The sequence below is a fragment of the Planococcus sp. ANT_H30 genome (assembly GCF_008369335.1).
Taxonomy (GTDB): Bacteria; Bacillota; Bacilli; order Bacillales_A; family Planococcaceae; genus Planococcus; species Planococcus kocurii.
Genome location: NZ_VOBJ01000001.1, coordinates 1,144,966 through 1,162,377, shown reverse-complemented (window position 1 = coordinate 1,162,377; position 17,412 = coordinate 1,144,966). Strand labels below are relative to the sequence as shown.

The 17,412-nt window shown below is 41.1% G+C and carries 18 protein-coding genes; 10 read left to right on the top strand and 8 right to left on the bottom strand.

From position 1 onward, the window contains the following. Positions 1-8 precede the first annotated feature (8 nt). Complete coding sequence (locus FQ085_RS05500) at positions 9-1,628, top strand: M20/M25/M40 family metallo-hydrolase (RefSeq protein ID WP_149456106.1); 1,620 nt, start codon at positions 9-11, stop codon at positions 1,626-1,628. 66 nt (positions 1,629-1,694) lie between these two features. Here FQ085_RS05500 and FQ085_RS05495 read toward each other — a convergent pair whose 3' ends face one another. The 3 genes from FQ085_RS05495 to FQ085_RS05485 form a co-directional block, all read right to left on the bottom strand. Further along, positions 1,695-2,486, bottom strand: a complete 792-nt coding sequence (locus tag FQ085_RS05495) for a putative hydro-lyase (RefSeq protein WP_058384123.1) — start codon at positions 2,484-2,486, stop codon at positions 1,695-1,697. A gap of 173 nt (positions 2,487-2,659) precedes the next feature. After that, positions 2,660-3,058, bottom strand: coding sequence for a RidA family protein (locus FQ085_RS05490; protein ID WP_058384124.1), 399 nt, complete (start codon positions 3,056-3,058; stop codon positions 2,660-2,662). Between the two features lie 51 nt (positions 3,059-3,109). Further along, positions 3,110-4,063, bottom strand: a complete 954-nt coding sequence (locus tag FQ085_RS05485) for a carbon-nitrogen hydrolase family protein (protein WP_149456105.1) — start codon at positions 4,061-4,063, stop codon at positions 3,110-3,112. Between the two features lie 280 nt (positions 4,064-4,343). On the opposite strand from FQ085_RS05485, the gene FQ085_RS05480 reads away from it, so the two are divergent. Beyond that, positions 4,344-4,739 (top strand): (deoxy)nucleoside triphosphate pyrophosphohydrolase, encoded by a 396-nt coding sequence (locus FQ085_RS05480; protein WP_149456104.1) that lies wholly within the window; start codon positions 4,344-4,346, stop codon positions 4,737-4,739. Positions 4,740-4,783: 44 nt separating this feature from the next. Then, complete coding sequence (locus FQ085_RS05475) at positions 4,784-7,708, top strand: DEAD/DEAH box helicase (protein ID WP_149456103.1); 2,925 nt, start codon at positions 4,784-4,786, stop codon at positions 7,706-7,708. A gap of 443 nt (positions 7,709-8,151) precedes the next feature. Here the strand turns inward: FQ085_RS05475 and FQ085_RS05470 are convergent, their stop codons facing one another. Beyond that, the gene (locus FQ085_RS05470) at positions 8,152-9,138 is read right to left on the bottom strand and encodes a YhdH/YhfP family quinone oxidoreductase (RefSeq protein WP_058384128.1); all 987 of its coding nucleotides are present in this window, start codon (positions 9,136-9,138) and stop codon (positions 8,152-8,154) included. Between the two features lie 112 nt (positions 9,139-9,250). Between FQ085_RS05470 and FQ085_RS05465 the strand changes: the two genes are divergently transcribed. Continuing rightward, positions 9,251-9,673 carry a MarR family winged helix-turn-helix transcriptional regulator gene (locus FQ085_RS05465; protein WP_149456102.1) on the top strand — a complete coding sequence of 141 codons (423 nt, stop codon included), beginning with the start codon at positions 9,251-9,253 and terminating at the stop codon, positions 9,671-9,673. A gap of 40 nt (positions 9,674-9,713) precedes the next feature. On the opposite strand, the gene FQ085_RS05460 is transcribed toward FQ085_RS05465, so the two are convergent. Continuing rightward, positions 9,714-10,946 carry an AI-2E family transporter gene (locus FQ085_RS05460; RefSeq protein ID WP_058384130.1) on the bottom strand — a complete coding sequence of 411 codons (1,233 nt, stop codon included), beginning with the start codon at positions 10,944-10,946 and terminating at the stop codon, positions 9,714-9,716. Between the two features lie 367 nt (positions 10,947-11,313). Here FQ085_RS05460 and FQ085_RS05455 point away from each other — a divergent pair, with 367 nt between their 5' ends. Both FQ085_RS05455 and FQ085_RS18420 read left to right on the top strand, forming a co-directional pair. Then, positions 11,314-11,688 carry a DUF4181 domain-containing protein gene (locus FQ085_RS05455; protein ID WP_149456101.1) on the top strand — a complete coding sequence of 125 codons (375 nt, stop codon included), beginning with the start codon at positions 11,314-11,316 and terminating at the stop codon, positions 11,686-11,688. Between the two features lie 159 nt (positions 11,689-11,847). Beyond that, complete coding sequence (locus tag FQ085_RS18420) at positions 11,848-12,102, top strand: DUF4181 domain-containing protein (protein ID WP_149456150.1); 255 nt, start codon at positions 11,848-11,850, stop codon at positions 12,100-12,102. Positions 12,103-12,472: 370 nt separating this feature from the next. On the opposite strand, the gene FQ085_RS05445 is transcribed toward FQ085_RS18420, so the two are convergent. Beyond that, a complete protein-coding gene (locus FQ085_RS05445; RefSeq protein WP_058384133.1) occupies positions 12,473-13,057 on the bottom strand; it encodes a TetR/AcrR family transcriptional regulator in 585 nt (194 codons plus the stop codon). A 157-nt stretch (positions 13,058-13,214) separates the two neighbouring features. Between FQ085_RS05445 and FQ085_RS05440 the strand changes: the two genes are divergently transcribed. Beyond that, a complete protein-coding gene (locus FQ085_RS05440; protein WP_058384134.1) occupies positions 13,215-13,949 on the top strand; it encodes a glucose 1-dehydrogenase in 735 nt (244 codons plus the stop codon). 44 nt (positions 13,950-13,993) lie between these two features. On the opposite strand, the gene FQ085_RS05435 is transcribed toward FQ085_RS05440, so the two are convergent. Together FQ085_RS05435 and FQ085_RS05430 are read right to left on the bottom strand one after the other, a co-directional pair. Then, the gene (locus FQ085_RS05435; RefSeq protein ID WP_149456100.1) at positions 13,994-14,590 is read right to left on the bottom strand and encodes a hypothetical protein; all 597 of its coding nucleotides are present in this window, start codon (positions 14,588-14,590) and stop codon (positions 13,994-13,996) included. Between the two features lie 77 nt (positions 14,591-14,667). Further along, positions 14,668-15,012 (bottom strand): hypothetical protein, encoded by a 345-nt coding sequence (locus FQ085_RS05430; protein ID WP_058384136.1) that lies wholly within the window; start codon positions 15,010-15,012, stop codon positions 14,668-14,670. Between the two features lie 88 nt (positions 15,013-15,100). Here FQ085_RS05430 and FQ085_RS05425 point away from each other — a divergent pair, with 88 nt between their 5' ends. The 3 genes from FQ085_RS05425 (at position 15,101) to FQ085_RS05415 (ending at position 17,371) form a co-directional block, all read left to right on the top strand. Beyond that, positions 15,101-15,490 (top strand): DUF4181 domain-containing protein, encoded by a 390-nt coding sequence (locus tag FQ085_RS05425; protein WP_149456099.1) that lies wholly within the window; start codon positions 15,101-15,103, stop codon positions 15,488-15,490. A gap of 5 nt (positions 15,491-15,495) precedes the next feature. Then, entirely contained in the window at positions 15,496-15,888 is a 393-nt protein-coding gene (locus tag FQ085_RS05420; RefSeq protein ID WP_149456098.1) for an RDD family protein, read from the top strand. A gap of 265 nt (positions 15,889-16,153) precedes the next feature. Beyond that, positions 16,154-17,371, top strand: a complete 1,218-nt coding sequence (locus FQ085_RS05415; RefSeq protein ID WP_149456097.1) for a CynX/NimT family MFS transporter — start codon at positions 16,154-16,156, stop codon at positions 17,369-17,371. The last annotated feature ends 41 nt before the right edge of the window (positions 17,372-17,412 follow it).

The window sequence follows — 17,412 nt, the reverse complement described above, 5'->3', positions numbered from 1 at the left end:
AATAGAGAGTGGGAAAATTGTTGTGGGGAACGCCAAAAGATCTTCGTACGCTACTATGTGAATTAGTCAGCTGGGAAAGCCGGACACTGACAGAAGGAGAAAAAGAATTTCCTTTTAAAGTGGAGAATAAGCTAAAACAACTCGATTATTTCAAGCAACATCCTGAATTTTTGGCGCTTCACGAAGCAGATCAGGGACGAAACTTGGTGATGGCTCTTTATGAGCATCCGAAAGCGTCCGATACAATTGTGCTCATCAGCCATTTTGATACGGTGCAAACCGAAGAATACGGGGATCTGGAACAACTCGCATTTCGTCCTGAAGAGCTAACGAAAAAGCTGTTTGAGCGAAAAGACGATCTTCCAGAAGAGGCGCGTGCAGATCTCGAGTCAGGCAACTACTTATTTGGCCGTGGCACGATGGATATGAAAATGGGGCTGGCTCTCCATATGGCACTCATTGAAAAAGCCAGTACGGAAAACTGGCCGCTGAACCTCGTGTTATTGACTGTGCCCGACGAAGAAGTTAACTCAATGGGCATGCGTAAAGCGGTGAGTGAGCTTGTTAACTTACGCGAAGAGCGCGGCTTGTCGTACAAGATGTTCTTTAACAGTGAGCCGGCATTTTCACAAAAACCGGGTGACGAAAAGCATTACGTCTATTCGGGGACGCTCGGAAAAATCATGCCAGCTGCACTTTTCTATGGCAAAGAAACGCATGTGGGTGAACCGTTAAAAGGCATGACAGCGAATTACATGGCTTCTTTTCTATCGCAAGCGATGGAGTGGAACGCTCTATACCGCGAAAGTGATCTTGGTGAAAGTACACCGCTACCGGTTTCGCTTCAACAAAAAGATTTGAAAATGCAGTATTCGACACAAACACCTTACCGAGCAACTGCTTTGTATAATGTTTTTCTCATGAAACGAAATGCTGCCGAAGTGATGGAACTGTTTGAACAAACGGCAATGCAAGCGGCGACTATGTGTAATACGGCATATAGCGGACTATGCAGGCGTGAAGGGATCGAAGGCATTGGGGAAGTACAGGTATTGCGCTTTGAGCAGTTACTTAAGTATGCAGAAGCGAAACGCGGTGTTCGCTTTGTTTCAAAACTAAAAGCAGAAATTTTAGCACATCCAGAATGGGACGAACGCGAGAAATCGTTGCGTATTGCTGATAAACTGATGATTCAATGTCACGAATTAGCACCAGCAATCATCTTGTTGTTTGCACCGCCTTATTATCCGGCAGTCAATTCATCGGAAGATCCATTTATCATGGAGTGCATTGCCACTGTAAAAAGAGCAGCCGCAGAAAATGGCATTGAAGTTGATCAAGTTCACTATTTTAACGGACTTTGCGATTTGAGTTATGTTAATTATAGCGACCCTGGTAACGGATGGAGCTCGTATGAACGCAACACGCCTGTATGGGGAAAAACCTATAGCATTCCGTTTGCCGACATGCTTGAGCTACAAGCGCCTGTGTTGAATGTTGGTCCGTTCGGCAAAGACGCTCATCAGTATACAGAGCGGCTTCATATGGACAGTGCTTTTGTTCATACGCCGCATATGCTGGAAAGTTTGATGAAGAGTTTGTGTAAAAAAGTACTTGAGACAGTTTAATGACAAAAACAAAAAGCACAGCCAAAACGGACCCCCGTTTGGCCGTGCTTTTTGTTCTATCTGAACTTATATGACTCCGACTTCTTCGGTTTTTATATCTGTAATAAACATATGCCCTGGCGCATGAGTAATCATGAATGGCGGTTTGACATGTGCAGCAATGGCTTGTGGCGTGACCCCGCAAGCCCAAAAAAGCGGCACTTCACCATCGTTAATCGTCACGCGGTCACCGTAGTCAGGCTGATTTATATCGTCGATACCGATACTTTCCGGATTGCCAATATGGAGCGGTGCACCGTGGACGGTTGGAAAACGACTTGTTACTTGCACAGCGCGTACCACATCTTTTTCGGCAACAGGACGCATACTGACAACAGTGGGTCCTTCGAATATTCCGGCTTTAATGGTTGGAATAGATGTTTTGTACATCGGTACATTTATTCCTTCGTCGTTGTGGCGAATCGGAATGCCATTGTTGACTAAAGCTTCTTCAAACGTAAAGCTACAACCAATGAGAAACGCGACCATGTCATTATTCCAAAGCTCCGTAATGTTTGTCAGCGTTTCCGTTAATTTCCCGTCTCGGTAAACATGATAAAGCGGAATGTCACTTCTTATATCTGCTGTAGGCGCGGATTGGACAGGTGTAAATGAACCGGCATCGGTGACGTCTATTAATGGACAAGATTTTGGGTTGCGCTGGCAAAATAGCAGGAAATCGAACGCCATGTCTTTTGGAAGAACGACAAGGTTAGCTTGCAAAAAGCCATTCGCCATCCCCGAAGTAGGACTCTTTAAATTGCCTTCTCGAATCAGCTGCCGGATTTCTTCTGGTGTGGAATTTTGTAAGTTGATCATTTGCGATCTACTCCCATCTGAAAGCGTGAGTTTTATCAATTGGTAGTCTTGTTATGTGAGGTTACTGATTAGCAATAAAAGTAACATCTGATCATTATTTTATACATCAAATAAAACAACAAAGAGCACAATCAAAACGGTACTCCGTTCTGGCTGTGCTTTTTCATAGTGGATCAAACTTGAGCTGCCCAAATTTCAATTTCAATTTTGATGTCGGGCAACCCCAGTTCTGTAATGTACCCAATCGTCATGGCTGGATAATCAGTGCCGAATAGCTGTGACCATTCAGCATATAAGAAATCCCAATCGATCTTTTCGGTAGCCCATATATTTACTTTGATGATATTCTCAGCAGTTAACTGTTCTGAATAGAGAACTTGTTTAATATTTTTAACTGTATTGGTAATTTGAGAATGGAATCCCTTAGGAAGCTTGCCGTTCGCATCTAGACCAATTTGCCCCGAAGTCACATACAGCTCTGCATTTCTGGGGATTCTCGTAATGTGTGTGTAATTGCCGACGGGTTTCGGCATACCGATGGGATTGCGTCTGGTGATTTTATCGTTTTCCACTAGGCTTCCCACCTTTCTTTGCAATTGTATTTTTAGAAAAAGAAAGGATGATCAGTTGTTCCACACCACGTTTTTTTGCGCTTTCTCATTGACACTCAACTGAAAAACATCCGGTCTAGCGTAATGTCCCGATACGTCAAAATCAAACTGACTTTCGGCGATTTGGTCTAAATCGAGTTCGGCGTAGAGAATGGTTTCTTCTCCGTACACCGGCTCGACGATCAACTCCCCTAGAGGTCCTGCTATGCAACTTCCGCCACGAGACATTTCCTCTGGCAACTCTTGAAATTCAGCCCGTGACGAAATAGCTTCTGGGTACATTGATTTTGTTGAATACTGATTGCACGACAATACGAAGCAACGCCCTTCTGCCGCTACGTGTCGAACCGTTGACGTCCACGTATCCCGTCCATCAGCAGTTGGCATAACGTAAATCTGGATGCCTTTGTCATACATTGCAGCACGTGCGAGGGGCATATAATTTTCCCAGCAAATTAACGCACCAAGTCGTCCGTAAGGCGTCTCGAAAACTGGCAATGTGCTGCCGTCGCCTTGTCCCCAAATAAGACGTTCCGACCCGGTCGGTTTTAACTTACGGTGCTTGCCGAGCAATTCGCCATCAGGTCCAAAAAATAAGACCGTGCAATACAGCGTGCCTTGGCTACCGTTCGAGTCTTTTTCGATGACACCGATTACGACGTAAGCTCCCGCTTGTCTCGCTGCTTTGCCAATCGCTTGTGTTTCAGGACCAGGTGCTGTGATGGAATGGTCCCAGTATTCACGAAAATCTTTGCGACCTTCCCAATCACGGCTGCCAACCACTGCACCAAACGACATACCACGCGGATAGGCGGGGATGAATGCTTCTGGGAAGACAATAATGTTAGCTTGCTGCCTAGCTGCTTCTTGAATCAAACGAACCGTTTTGGCTACGCCTTTTTCTTTGTCCATGATTTCAGCACCGGCTTGCACGACGGCTACTTTGAATTTCGTGATTTTTTTCATGTGATCATCCTTTCCTATCTAATAGGTGTTTTGAAAAATCTCAACTCGTTTGAAAAAATTTCGAATATACACAAAAAATATTCCATAAAATAGAAATAGTGGAAAGTTGACTTGATCCAAAGCTGCATTGTATATATCCTTGATAAGAAGACATAACTTATATCGTAACAATTAAACCGTTTTTCTAAAACTGAATTTTGCAACAGTTAAATTATATCAAATTTAAATCAATCTATTACCACTGCTTTAACTTAAATGAAAATAAAAGTAGGTGAGAAAAATGAAAATAAAAAACATACATGTCGTTGGGGCAGTTATTAAAGACGGTAACAAAATTTTGTGTGCACAACGTGGAATGGAAAAAAGTTTGCCTGGTTTATGGGAATTTCCAGGAGGCAAAATAGAAGAAACTGAAACGCCACAAGCAGCGTTGCGAAGAGAAATCCAAGAAGAAATGCATTGCCAAGTAGAAATTGGTGAACAAGTAGAACATACGGTGTATGAATACGACTTTGGTATTGTTCACTTAACTACGTTTTACTGCCAATTAGTCGAAGGAACTCCAGTATTAACAGAACATATAGCAATCGAATGGTTAGAAGCGCACGAACTCGAGCAGCTAGAATGGGCGCCAGCAGATATTCCAGCGATACAAAAACTAAAACAGTATGCTTAAGTTTAGAGATATAAAATTGGCTGAAAGAAAAGCGGGGGATAGGTATGAATTTTCTTCAGAATTTAGAAGACTCTCTATATAAAGGGTTTATCGACCAAGCAAAACCAAGTGGTGAACGTTTCAAGCCAACTTTGCTGATCAATAATACGAAAACAAATGACACTGTGTTGAATTCCATTACAGAAGAGTTAGATAGCTGTCAATCATTTCTCTTTTCTGTAGCATTCGTGACAGAAAGTGGCTTGGCGACCTTAAAAACGCATTTATCGGATCTTGACCGAAAAGGAATCAAAGGAAGAATTTTAACTTCGACTTTTTTAAATTTCAATCAGCCTAAAGTATTTAAAGAACTTATGAAAATCAATAATGTGGAAGTCCGGTTATCGAACATAAAAGGTTTTCATTCAAAAGGCTATATTTTTTCACATGAAACGCATCAGACGTTAATTGTCGGCAGTTCTAATTTAACGGCACAAGCCTTGCAAGTGAACTATGAGTGGAATGTCAAATTGAGTTCTCATGAAAACGGAGAATTGGTCCACCATTTTTATCAACAATTCGAAGAGGTTTGGGAAAGTGCACAACCACTAACAGAACAGTGGATTACAAACTACGAACAATCTTATGTACCGATTGAATACCGCAAAGAATTAAAAAATATAGCTGAATTTCCCGAAGTGTATACTGAAAATCCGTTAAAAGAAGCCATCAATATCAAGCCGAACAAAATGCAAGAAGCTGCTCTTCAACAAATACAGTCAGTACGTGAAGCTGGAAATGACAAAGGTTTGGTAATTTCGGCGACGGGGACAGGGAAAACTTATCTATCTGCTTTTGACGTCCGAAGTTTTGCTCCAAAAAGAATGCTATTTATCGTTCACAGAGAACAAATTCTTCAAAAGGCAAAGTCGGACTTTATTCGAATACTGGGCGGAGTGGAAAGTGATTTTGGAATTCTTTCAGGAAATTTAAGAGAAACGGATGCGCGTTATTTGTTTGCGACGATTCAAACCATTTCAAAAGAAGCGACGCTCAATCAACTAGATCCGCAAGCTTTTGACTATATTTTGATTGATGAAGTACATAAAGCGGGAGCTAAGTCGTATCAGAAAGTCATCGAGCATTTCCAGCCGAATTTTCTCATGGGCATGACGGCAACACCGGAACGAACCGATGATTTTAATATATATGAGCTATTCGACTATAACGTTGCGTATGAGATTCGCTTACAAGAGGCATTAGAAGAAGACATGCTTTGTCCGTTTCACTATTTTGGCGTAACCGACGTTGAGTATGAAGAAGGCGTGATTGACGAAGCGACCGTTTTTTCGAAATTGATAACAGAAGAACGAGTCGATCATCTTCTGCAAAAAATCAATTACTATGGACATTCAGGTGAAAAAGTGAGAGGGCTCATGTTCTGTAGCCGAAAAGAGGAAGCTATCAAGCTTTCAGAAGAATTGAATCGTAGAGGGTTAAAGACGGTAGCATTGACTGGCCAAAATTCGCAAGAAGAACGAATTTTACACGTTGACCGGTTAGAGAATGGCATCATTGATTATATTTTAACTGTCGATATTTTTAATGAAGGAATCGATATTCCGAGTGTCAATCAAGTGGTTATGCTAAGACAAACACAGTCTAGCATTATTTTTATCCAGCAGTTGGGCCGTGGTCTTCGCAAGCACGGATCAAAAGAATTCGTAACCATCATTGATTTCATCGGTAACTATAAAAATAACTACCTCATTCCGGTCGCGTTGTCAGGTGAGCGTTCACAAAACAAGGATAATATTCGCCGCCGAATGAAAGACACTAGCTACATCAGAGGGATTTCCACAGTGAATTTTGAAGAAATTGCGAAAAATCGTATTTTTAGTTCTATTAGTCAAAGTAAACTAGTCAATATAAAAATTTTAAGAGAGGCTTATTTTGAATTGAAAAATCGACTAGGGAAAATTCCTCGATTTGAAGACTTTATAATTCACAACTCTATTGATCCTATGATAATAGTGAAAACTCATAAAAAGAATAAAGCAAGCTACAATCTCTTTTTAAATTATTATCAGTTTTTATTAAAATTAAAAGAAACAGAACAGGTATTAAATAAATACGAAGATCAGATACTAACTATGTTATCTCAGGAAATTCTAAACGGCAAAAGGCTGCATGAGATCCTATTGCTTGAATTGTTAGTGGAAAAAGACCAAGTCACGCTGGGCACTTACGAGCAATCTGTAAAATCCCATAACTGTACGGTCAATTCGGACACTTTTGCTTCGGTAGAGCGCATCTTAGGTTTAAGCTTTTTCAACCAAGGTCCACGTAAAAAATATGGCAATAAACCACTTGTGGTCTTTGGAGAAAGCAGCATCTATTTTAATGAAGATATTCAAGAAAGCTTAAAGAAGAATACGAGCTTCCGAAAAATGTTTGTTGATCTAATAGTGAGTGCTAAAGAATTGAGCAAAAGCTACGAATGTAATCGTGCTTTAACACTTTATAAAAAATACACGCGTAAAGATGCGTGCCGTTTATTAAACTGGTCAAGCGATGAAAGCTCCACGATTTATGGCTATAAAACAAAGCACGGTTCTTGTCCGATTTTTGTTACGTATCACAAAAACGATGAAGTAGAATCGAGCGTCGCCTATACAGAAGGCTTTATCAGTCCTGAAATCTTTAAATGGTCAACAAGAAGTAATCGCACTTTAGCATCTGGAGAAGTAAAAACCATTATAGATGCTGCTGAAAATGATATTGATCTTCATTTGTTTATCAAAAAGGATGACGACGAGGGTGGCGATTTTTATTATTTGGGTCAAGCTCTTCCAGATAAAGAAAACATCGAGCAAGCGTTAATGACGGATAAAAATCTAAAAGAAATCCCGGTAGTCCATATGCATTTAGCGTTAGAGAATACTGTGGAAAGTAAGTTGTATCACTACATTACGAGTGAAGAAAATTGATTTTAACATCAGCTCTTGCAAAGGGAAGACACGTATTTAGATTCACCACTGCCGGCAATGAGTACAGTAATCGGTGACTAGATACGTGATTTGCATGACTGGAAAGCAGCGGGTAAAAAATGTGCTTACATAAAAAACTGCTGTCTCGTGAGTCTCTATAAGTACGATTAATGCTTGATTTTACTTTATTAATTTTTACTTTATCTCCATTTGAGAATAGGCTGATTGAAATGAAGGCGGCGACTCCTGCGGGAACAGCACGAGCTGGAGCCACTGGACTGAGTGGAGCGAAGGAAGCGGCAGAGGCCGTGCCCGCGGAAAGCGTCCGCCACAATGAAAATTAGCCGGTCTTATCGAGAACAATAAAAGGGCTGTCACCAAAAGTCATTTTTTATGACCTTTTGAGACAACCCTTCTTTTTTATGCTGTTTTCCCTGAAAATCCTACAACTTCACAATCGTTCTTCCTAAATGCTGGCCGTTTTTAATCGCTTCAATCGTCTGAGGCAATTCTTCAAGCGTTACTTCATCCGTTAAAGTCGTTTGGGTGATGTTCCATTCGTTGGCCATCTTCTCCCAAATAGCTCCACGCTTGTGAATCGGTACGTTCACCGAATCGATACCAAGCAAGCTTACACCTCTCAAGATAAAGGGCAAGACCGTAGTCGTGATTTGCAAGCCACCAGCGTTGCCACACATGCTCATACTGCCGTCGTAAGCAAGTTGAGGAATGAGTACAGCGGCAACATCTCCACCGACTGTATCGACCACATAATCAAAACGTGTTTTGTTTAATGGCTTTTGCAATTCACCTAAGTCATCTGCGAAAACGACGTTTGTTGCGCCAAGTGATTTTGCGACTTCAACTTGGTTGTCTTTCCGAACAAGTGCCGAAATGTTTTGGAAGCCCATTTTCGATAAAATCTGAAGTGCGATACTGCCGACTCCGCCTGTTGCACCGGTAACCAAAATTTCGGGATGGTTCGCTGCGTCCATTCCGCTCTTTTCCAACGCACCAATAGAAAGTGCTGCAGTAAATCCAGCTGTTCCGAAGACCATCGCGTCCTTTAAGCTCAAGTTACCAGGCAATGGGACAATCCAATCTGCAGGGACACGTGCGTATTCTGAGAAACCGCCTGTGTGGCTCATGCCCATGGCAAAGCCTGTAACGATGACTTCTTGCCCTTTTTTGAAACGTGAATCTGTCGACTCAAGGATTGTTCCGCTCAAATCGATTCCTGGTGTCATCGGATAATTGCGGATCACGCCGGTATTTTTTTGAACAGCTAACATATCTTTATAATTGATGGAGGAGTAGGCAACTTTGATTAAGACTTCACCTTCTGAGAGTTGGTCGATGGTGACCTCTTCTAAATCATAAGTGACTTCAGTATTTTGTTCATTAACTCGAATTGCTTTAAACGGATTCATAAATAATTGCCCCTCTCTATTTGTTGTTTCTACAGAATAGTTCTGCAACAAAACTATTTGAATACAAAACCTAACATGATAAGATGGATATTGTCAAGATGGAGGAGATCAAATGGAACTAAATGAGTGTATTAACTACTTACTGAGTATTAGCCAAAACAAGGTGTTTAAACACTTTAGTAAGCTATTAGAAGAATACGACTTAACCCCAGCTCAATATGGGGTGTTAAATTGTTTATGGAGAAAAGGCAAAATGTCTCCTAAACAAATTGGTGCCATGATGCATTTGGAAGCTTCGACGGTGTCTGGGATTTTAGATAAAATGCAAAAAGCAGGCTTTATCGAACGCTCAATCGATCCTGAAAACCGCCGAAACATTTTAGTGGCCACCACGAAAAAGTCGAAAGCGATTCAACAAGACGTAGAAGCAACGACTGAACAGCTAAATGAGTCAGTGCTGCAATTTCTCTCAGATAGCGATAAAGTGGTGCTAAAGAAATCATTAGCAAGTATCATACAAGCTGATTTTTATTAACTAAAAGAGCTACCGAATCGAGGGATTCGGTAGCTCTTTCTTATCGTAATTTTCTTTTTAAGCTAAGCTGTTTTTTCTTTTTCTTTTCTGAAATGGGCGGCTCTGGTGCTGGATTGTAAGTATCTGCATATAATCCGGTGTAGGACTTGTACCAGGTGAACAGATGACTCAAAATTACTTTAAGGACGGCGTAGGCCGGAATTCCGAGAATGACGCCGAAAATACCAAAGAGATTTCCCGCAGTCAACAAAACCGCAATGATGGTAACAGGGTGAATTTGTAAATTACTGCCAAGTATAAGCGGTTGAATAACGCGCCCTTCTAAAGTTTGTTCGATAAAAAAGACAATCAGTACTTTAACGAGCATAAACGGCGAATGGACGACAATCGCGATAATAACGATAGGAACGAAAGCGATAAAGGATCCAAGAAAAGGAATCAAGTTCAAAATGCCCGCCAGTACACCTAGGGTTAACGCGTATTTGAGTCCAATGATGCTAAAACCAATCCAGAACATCAGTCCAACAAAAAAGGCGACAATCAATTGTCCTCGGATATACTGGCTAATCTGCAAGTTCATTTCGCGCAACAACAGGTAGCTATGTTCACGCATATGCGAAGGCACGAGCTTCATAATGTGATAAGGCAGATGGTGGCCGTCTTTCAGCAAGTAAAAAAGAATAAATGGAGTCGTGATGATAGCGAGTAACGTTGTCGACAAGACGCCAAAGACACTACCGAGGCCAGTCACGGTCGTCCCCACCACATTATCTGCTTGACTAGTAATGGACGTGGATAAGTTCTCTGTTCCTCCCGTTAGCTGCGTTTGCAGTTGTGACAGCAAATTACTTTGGAAAAAGCTATCGATTTGAGAGACAAAGGTATTCAAATAGTCTTGCCAGTTTTCAAGTAAACTTATTGTCTGTTCTCGGATAATCGGAATCAATGTTGCAATGCCCCAAGCGAGCAACCCAGCAATCACTACAAAGACAATTAAAATACTAGCCGAGCGTGGGAATTTTTTCGTTTCCATCCAATTAACGAGTGGATTAAGCAAGTAATAAAAGACCCCCGCCATGATTAATGGCAGCCCCATGACATCGAAAAAAGCAGTGAATGGCCGGAATATAAAACTAACTTTTGGTAACAGTAGCAAGTTTACTAAAATCAACAAAACAATAATCAGTATAGCTACCGCTTTGTTGTTCAGCACCCATTTTGTAAACCAGGAAGCTGCATGGCTAAAAGCATTCTTGTTTTTATCTTGCTCCATCATGTCCACCTCTTTCTCATTAACTCTAGCTAGTGTCGTTTTGAAATTCCATTTCTTGTAGTAAGATTAAAATACCCGGATAGCCGATTTTTCACACTAAAAAGAATTTTTCTTTCAAATTGTTTTTAGTTATGTTGAAAGTTTGTCGTAAATTTCTAACGTATTTGTCCACATGTGGATAAGTGGCAGAGAATGACAAAATGACATAGTTATCCCCGTTTCTACGTGAAATCATCCACATATTCAAGGTTAGGTCCAATCCCTAAACAACTTCTCCTTCACTATCCACTAAATTAAAGAGCAGAAAAAACCGAAACCTCAATTCTTTTCGTTCGTAGAATAGACAAGCGGTTAGGAGGTGCGAGATATGGATACAAGTTTTTTGTTTGTTTGGCTAGTCGTTATTTTCGGCTTTCATTTTTTAAGAATATTTTTGAAAAAGCGCTTTGGGATTGATAAAGAATTACATGCGGGAGTCCCGGTTAACAAATTCGAGCGTTGGAATGGTCTGCTGACTGTAGCTGCAATCATTGCCATAGCTTTAATGTTCCAAGGTTCATTAGAAAGATTTTTCTTTTGGGTATTTTGTATTTTTTTTGTGGGGAGTGCCATGCAAATTATTTTAGAATGGAAGTATTTAAAAGGATCTCGAAAGTATCAGGCGTCACTTCTGTACTTTTCAATCGTAGCAGTGACCTTGGTCGTTTTCATGACGATGGCTTCCTTACAAGTAAGCCAGTAGATGAAAAAATTTCGGGCAAATTGATTTTTTGAGGAGGTAGAGTGAAATGGAGGCGTTAATACTAATTGGACTTGGTGCTCTTCTGCTGTTTATTGGCTTCTTGCTCCAGCGAATAGAGAAAAGCACGGAGTAGACCGAAAAGCAGCGTCCGTAAAGAAAATCGAGCGATGGGTAGGATGGATCCTTGTCACGAGCTTGATTGTACTTATACTTTTGTCGATAAACGAGGTAACGATCAATTACATAAATGTCTTATTGTTTTTTGGAATAGTAGCATTGTTCCAGGCTGTTCTTGAATGGGGTTATGTTAGAAATACGCAACGATCTGTTATTAGCTTAGTTTTAAATCTTGTTTTTGTCTTGTCGCTAGTTGGGTTGGTTGAAGTTGTGAAATGGACGCTTGCAAACTTTTAAAAGAGATCTCGCTATGACGAAAGCATAAGCATAATCAGTAGAGAATGAATATTCTTTTCTCTTGTTTATACCGGATTCTGCACTCCAGTCGGTCGCTTTCCGCGGGCTTGCCCCGAACTAACTCTGGCTAATCGCCCGAGTGGATTTCGTCGCTTCGCTATCCGGCAGGAGCACCTCTTTGTCCTTCGCCGCTTTGCCCTTCGAATCCTGGAGTGTCAGGGCTACACGTATTCAGCATCTCTAAGTAAGAAACGGATAAATAGTCTGCTCTCTTTGATTAAAGCCGCCTGCTTCTAAGCGGGCTGAGCCCACGGAAAGCGAAGTGGTCAGCTCGCTTGGAAGTATACACTACTATTCATTCTCATGTGGACTAGTTATCCAACACTACCGAACCGTCATACATTTTGCCATGAAGTTGCGCAAGTTTACCCGCCATGATTTTGGGAGAATCTTTAAAATCTTGCTGGATCCAATAAAAGAAAAAACCTAAGCTACCGTAAGTCATAAAATAATTGAGTGTGGGAATTTCTAAGTCGCTTGTTTCTTCCAATTGCAGCTCTGTAGCGGATATCTGAATGAGGGTTTCACAAAATTGATTTTGTGAACCAGGCAGTACTTCTCCTTTAATAATCAGTTGGAAGATAAATTGGTGTTGGTAAATGTGTTCGAAAATCGGCAAATGGCGCTGTATGTCGGTTGAAGAAAAGCGCTTAAGATCCTGAAAGCTCTTACGGAAATAACTCGCGAGACTCTCCAAGTGATCTGTCACGATAGCTGCGAGCAAGTCGTTCAAATCCTTATAATGTGAGTAGAACGTCACCCGGTTACAGTCTGCGCGTTTCGCGACTTCTGTAATAGTCAGTTGTTTCAGTTCTTTTTCTTTCAATAAATACAATAAGGCTGTTTTTAACTTTTTTTGTGTTCGCAGGATACGGCGGTCTTCTGTGCTGTTCACCTTATGTTCCTCCTTTTGTATCTAGAAAATGAAGCCATTTATGACTTAAGTATGACACGGAATCTTTTCATTGGACAAACTGAATATTTATCTGTTAACTTACAAGTGTAGTTTAATTATGAATCGTTTTCCAGCAAAACCACAGGAGGAATAGAAAATGGCAAGATTACAAGACAAAGTAGCAATTATTACGGGTGCGGCACAAGGTATGGGTGCATCACATGCGAAGAAATTTATCGAAGAAGGCGCAAAAGTGGTAATTACGGACTTAAACGTAGAAAAAGGCGAAGCGCTAGCGAAAGAACTTGGAGACAATGCATTATTCGTTAAGCAAAACGTCACAAACGCAGAAGACTGGGCAACAGTAGTAGCAGAAACTGAAAAAGCATTCGGTCAAGTAGACGTATTGGTTAACAACGCCGGTATTACGATGGCAAAATCAATCTTACAAACGACAGAAGAAGAATACCGTCGCATTGTAGACATTAACCAAGTATCTGTATTCCTTGGAATGAAAACAGTCATTCCAGCTATGCAAAAAGTAGGCGGCGGTTCGATCGTCAACATTTCTTCTATGAACGGGATGGTTGGTGGAGCAATCGGTTACACAGATACAAAATTCGCAGTTCGCGGCATGACAAAAGCAGCAGCACTTGAATGCGCAAACTACGGTATTCGTGTAAACTCTGTACACCCAGGCGTTATCGCAACGCCAATGGTTGTTCAAGAAGATACAAAAGCAGCTGTAGAAGCATTTTCAAAAACAATTCCAATGAAGCGCGTTGCGCAATCTGAAGAAGTTTCGAACATGGTATTATTCTTAGCTTCTGACGATGCAAGCTACTCTACTGGTTCAGAGTTTCTTGTTGATGGTGGACTAACAGCTCAGTAAAAAAAAATAAAAAGCCGGTGCGCTGCAATTTGCGTAACGGCTTTTTATTTTGTTTTTTTGTTTACAAACAATACGAGTACGGGTCCAATAATTGGAATCCAAGCGAGCGCTTTGAGTTTCGCGTGTGGGTAAAAATGATAAGTAGCATAGACGGATAAGCCCCATAGCACAAACCAGTCAACAGTCATGACAGATACCAAGCTTGATGCGAAAAAAGCTTCGCGGTAAGCAGCTAATGAAAACCCCTGCAATAATGTCAGGCCATTGATTAACCAAAACACCATAAGCACAACCAGCCAAAAGCGGGAAGCAAGAAAGCGAGCAAGCCAGTCGGGAGTCCGTAATTTTCTGTCGGTGTGTCGATTGCCAAAAGCGAAATACAGTAAGAGTGAAAAAGCACCGATACCAAAAGACAGCAGTGCAAACGGCCACGCCGGCCATTTTTGACGATCGTTTAACAATAAAATCGTTACAAACATCATTGGAAACAAACCAAGTGAATTAAAAACAGCGAGCACGAGCGGATCAATGGCACCGAGGTCGCCACTGAATATGCTCGACAAGATTGGATCTGTTTCGCCACCAGGTGCTAGAAAAACAGCATAGCCGATTAGTAGTAGCCAGACAATCAAAAAAATCACGGGTAGCACTCCTTTTTAGAGTAAAGTTATTAAGTGACTAGTTCCCTTAAAAAGCTATAGACAAACGAACGAGTGGTTTAGCTAACATGGAAAAAAACCATAAGGGCAAACAAACCGAGAATTAGTAAGCTTCTGACTTTACTAGCTTTCCATGTGACAATGCTTGAACCAATGCCACCTATAATCAGTAACACAAGGCCCATTGTTTTGATCATGGGAACAGCAAAGGTATCACTGAATTCGATAAGAAAAGCCCCTAAAGCAAAAGAGCCCATACTTACTAGGAATTTTGGCGATGTAAAATCAGACTTTACAGACTGTTGGTCAGTCGCGTTCATTTTGAAATAAGCCCATGTCATCATTGCAATGGGTACACCAAACGCAATGAGGAAAGTGACAAGTGAATCTGTATCCGTCTCCAATGCATATGCCTCCAATCACGTAGAAAAATAAGTAGCAGGTGAAATCGTCTCTTTTGTAGAATTTTAACAGGTAGAGGAGTGCTTGCATATGGAAGTTGTGATGTATATGGGGTTATTTGTTCTTGTCATTTCTTATTTTCTTTTCTCGGACGTATATTTAAAGAAAAAGCGTGGAATCAAAAGAGGTTCGAGAAGTATTTTTCACGAAGACAAAAATCGTTACGTACTGATTTTGCAAGGAGTTATTTTCATCGGTTTTATTTACGCGTGTATGTATATAATTGCAGAACTAGATTTTACAGAACTTTCTTTAGCTGTCCAGATCAGTCCTTTAGCAGGTCTCTTTGTTCTCCAAACAGTTGTTACAGGGCTTGAAGAGTGGGTGCTCCATAGAGACAAAGAGCGCTATTGGTATGATTGGACTGAAACAGTATTTGTTGGACTAATTTTTGCTTTATTACTTACAACGGGAGGGTAATGACTATGTATAGGGTAACGAAAAAGAGAGCCAAAGCGTTGTTGATCGATTCGGTGATTGCTGCGACTGTGTCATTGGGCGCAGAACTGTTATTAAAAAAGAGAATAAAAAGTCCGTTTTTTCACCAGATAGTTTCGCCTTCATTAGTTTTCTGGGGGCTTGAGTATGCGCAGCTACGAGTGAACGGGCAAACAATCGGACAGAAAACGATAGGCATTGCGTTAAAAGATGAAGCCGGTGGTGAGCTAAGCGCAGAACAAATTCTCAAACACATCGTGCACCGAGATACGATAGGTGCCTTCATGTATGTGAAAAATCGAGCACGCTACGATAGTTACAAAGGTGAAAAATACCCACATGATCTTTATGCGCACACAGTCGTTAAAGAAGTAGATTGACGGTCATCTCTCCTTATTCAAGGAGAGATTTTTTTGTTTTGAAAATGATATTGCAAGATACAAGACATAATCTACCGGCATATCCTACTCGTTTGATTTGTGAGAATATATTCTATCGATATACAATCTTGTTTTTTAGCGCTACAATATCCAAGGTGCTAGTCATTCCATCATTTTTTAACGGGTGACAAGTGCAAACGTATACGTCAAAACGATGAACTAGATGGTTCGAAAGAATATAAAAGTAAGCTGCTGGAGGATTTGTATGAAGAAACAAACAGAAATAAACAATACTGAAAAAGCTGGATGGTTATTGTTGATTGGTATTGTGTTAATTGGAGCAAATTTACGTGTGCCGATCACGTCGGTGGGTACGTTAATGTCGTTTATCCGTGAAGATCTTGCCATAAGCAATGCGGTCGCAGGATTGGTTACGACATTGCCTTTAATCGCTTTTGCTGTGCTTTCTCCCTTTGCACCGAAAATCGCAAATCGTATTGGCATGCAATGGACAATCGCCTTATCCATGGTGTTTCTAATTATCGGAATTGCCATAAGGTCTGTAACGGGAATTGGTTTTCTGTTTATCGGAACACTTCTCATCGGATTGGCGATTTCTATAGGAAATGTGTTGATCCCGGGAATTATCAAAATGAATTTTCCCTATCGAATCGGCGTCATGACGGGTATATATGCAGTCTTTATGAATATATTCGGTGCGTTAGGCTCTGGTTTAAGTGTACCGATTTCTGGTATCGGTAATATGGGGTGGCAAGGTGCGCTTGGGATTTGGGGATTACTTGCCACCATTGCCTTAATCGTGTGGCTTCCGCAATTGCGCAAACAGCAAGGAGCCGTGTCAAAAGCACCGATACAACCAAAACAAAAAACCAAGTTATGGCGATCCCCGCTTGCTTGGAGTGTCACTCTTTTTATGGGAGGACAGTCTTTAGTCTTTTATACCTTAGTCGCCTGGATGCCAGATATACTAAACACGATTGGGTACAATGCCGGTTCTGCCGGATGGATGGTCTTTCTAATGCAAGCGGCCATTATTCCGACTACGTTCGTAGTTCCCGTGATTGCTGAGAAGTTAAAAAATCAAGTCGGTCTTGCGATTGCTACAGCTTTGTTGTTTATGACCGGATTTTCGGGCTTGCTTTTTGGGAGTATGATGTTGGTGCCGTTGTGGGCCGTGTGTCTCGGAGTTGCTGGGGGAAGTGGATTTAGTCTTTCGATGATATTCTTTACACTAAGAACGAAAGATGCAAAAGAAGCAGTGGAATTGTCAGGGATGGCTCAATCATTTGGTTATATGCTGGCAGCTATTGGTCCTGTTTTTGCAGGCGTCTTGTACGATATCGGCAGCGGTTGGACATTGCCACTGTTATTCTTGATGTTGATATCTATTGTTATCTTGATTGCAGGGATCATCTCTGGTAAAGAAGGCACAATTGCAGAACGAGCTAAAATAATAGCATAAATGCACGATAAGCTTTTATTACTCGACTTTCCTATCATAAG

What these genes read in the sequence shown, in the direction of transcription:
- FQ085_RS05460 (WP_058384130.1), bottom strand. Translation starts at nt 10,946, where the DNA reads ATGGAGCAAGATAAAAACAAGAATGCTTTTAGCCATGCAGCTTCCTGG.
- FQ085_RS05485 (WP_149456105.1), bottom strand. Translation starts at nt 4,063, where the DNA reads ATGAAAAAAATCACGAAATTCAAAGTAGCCGTCGTGCAAGCCGGTGCT.
- FQ085_RS05455 (WP_149456101.1), top strand. Translation starts at nt 11,314, where the DNA reads ATGGATACAAGTTTTTTGTTTGTTTGGCTAGTCGTTATTTTCGGCTTT.
- FQ085_RS05465 (WP_149456102.1), top strand. Translation starts at nt 9,251, where the DNA reads ATGGAACTAAATGAGTGTATTAACTACTTACTGAGTATTAGCCAAAAC.
- FQ085_RS05440 (WP_058384134.1), top strand. Translation starts at nt 13,215, where the DNA reads ATGGCAAGATTACAAGACAAAGTAGCAATTATTACGGGTGCGGCACAA.
- FQ085_RS05495 (WP_058384123.1), bottom strand. Translation starts at nt 2,486, where the DNA reads ATGATCAACTTACAAAATTCCACACCAGAAGAAATCCGGCAGCTGATT.
- FQ085_RS05415 (WP_149456097.1), top strand. Translation starts at nt 16,154, where the DNA reads ATGAAGAAACAAACAGAAATAAACAATACTGAAAAAGCTGGATGGTTA.
- FQ085_RS05425 (WP_149456099.1), top strand. Translation starts at nt 15,101, where the DNA reads ATGGAAGTTGTGATGTATATGGGGTTATTTGTTCTTGTCATTTCTTAT.
- FQ085_RS05470 (WP_058384128.1), bottom strand. Translation starts at nt 9,138, where the DNA reads ATGAATCCGTTTAAAGCAATTCGAGTTAATGAACAAAATACTGAAGTC.
- FQ085_RS05420 (WP_149456098.1), top strand. Translation starts at nt 15,496, where the DNA reads ATGTATAGGGTAACGAAAAAGAGAGCCAAAGCGTTGTTGATCGATTCG.
- FQ085_RS05475 (WP_149456103.1), top strand. Translation starts at nt 4,784, where the DNA reads ATGAATTTTCTTCAGAATTTAGAAGACTCTCTATATAAAGGGTTTATC.
- FQ085_RS05480 (WP_149456104.1), top strand. Translation starts at nt 4,344, where the DNA reads ATGAAAATAAAAAACATACATGTCGTTGGGGCAGTTATTAAAGACGGT.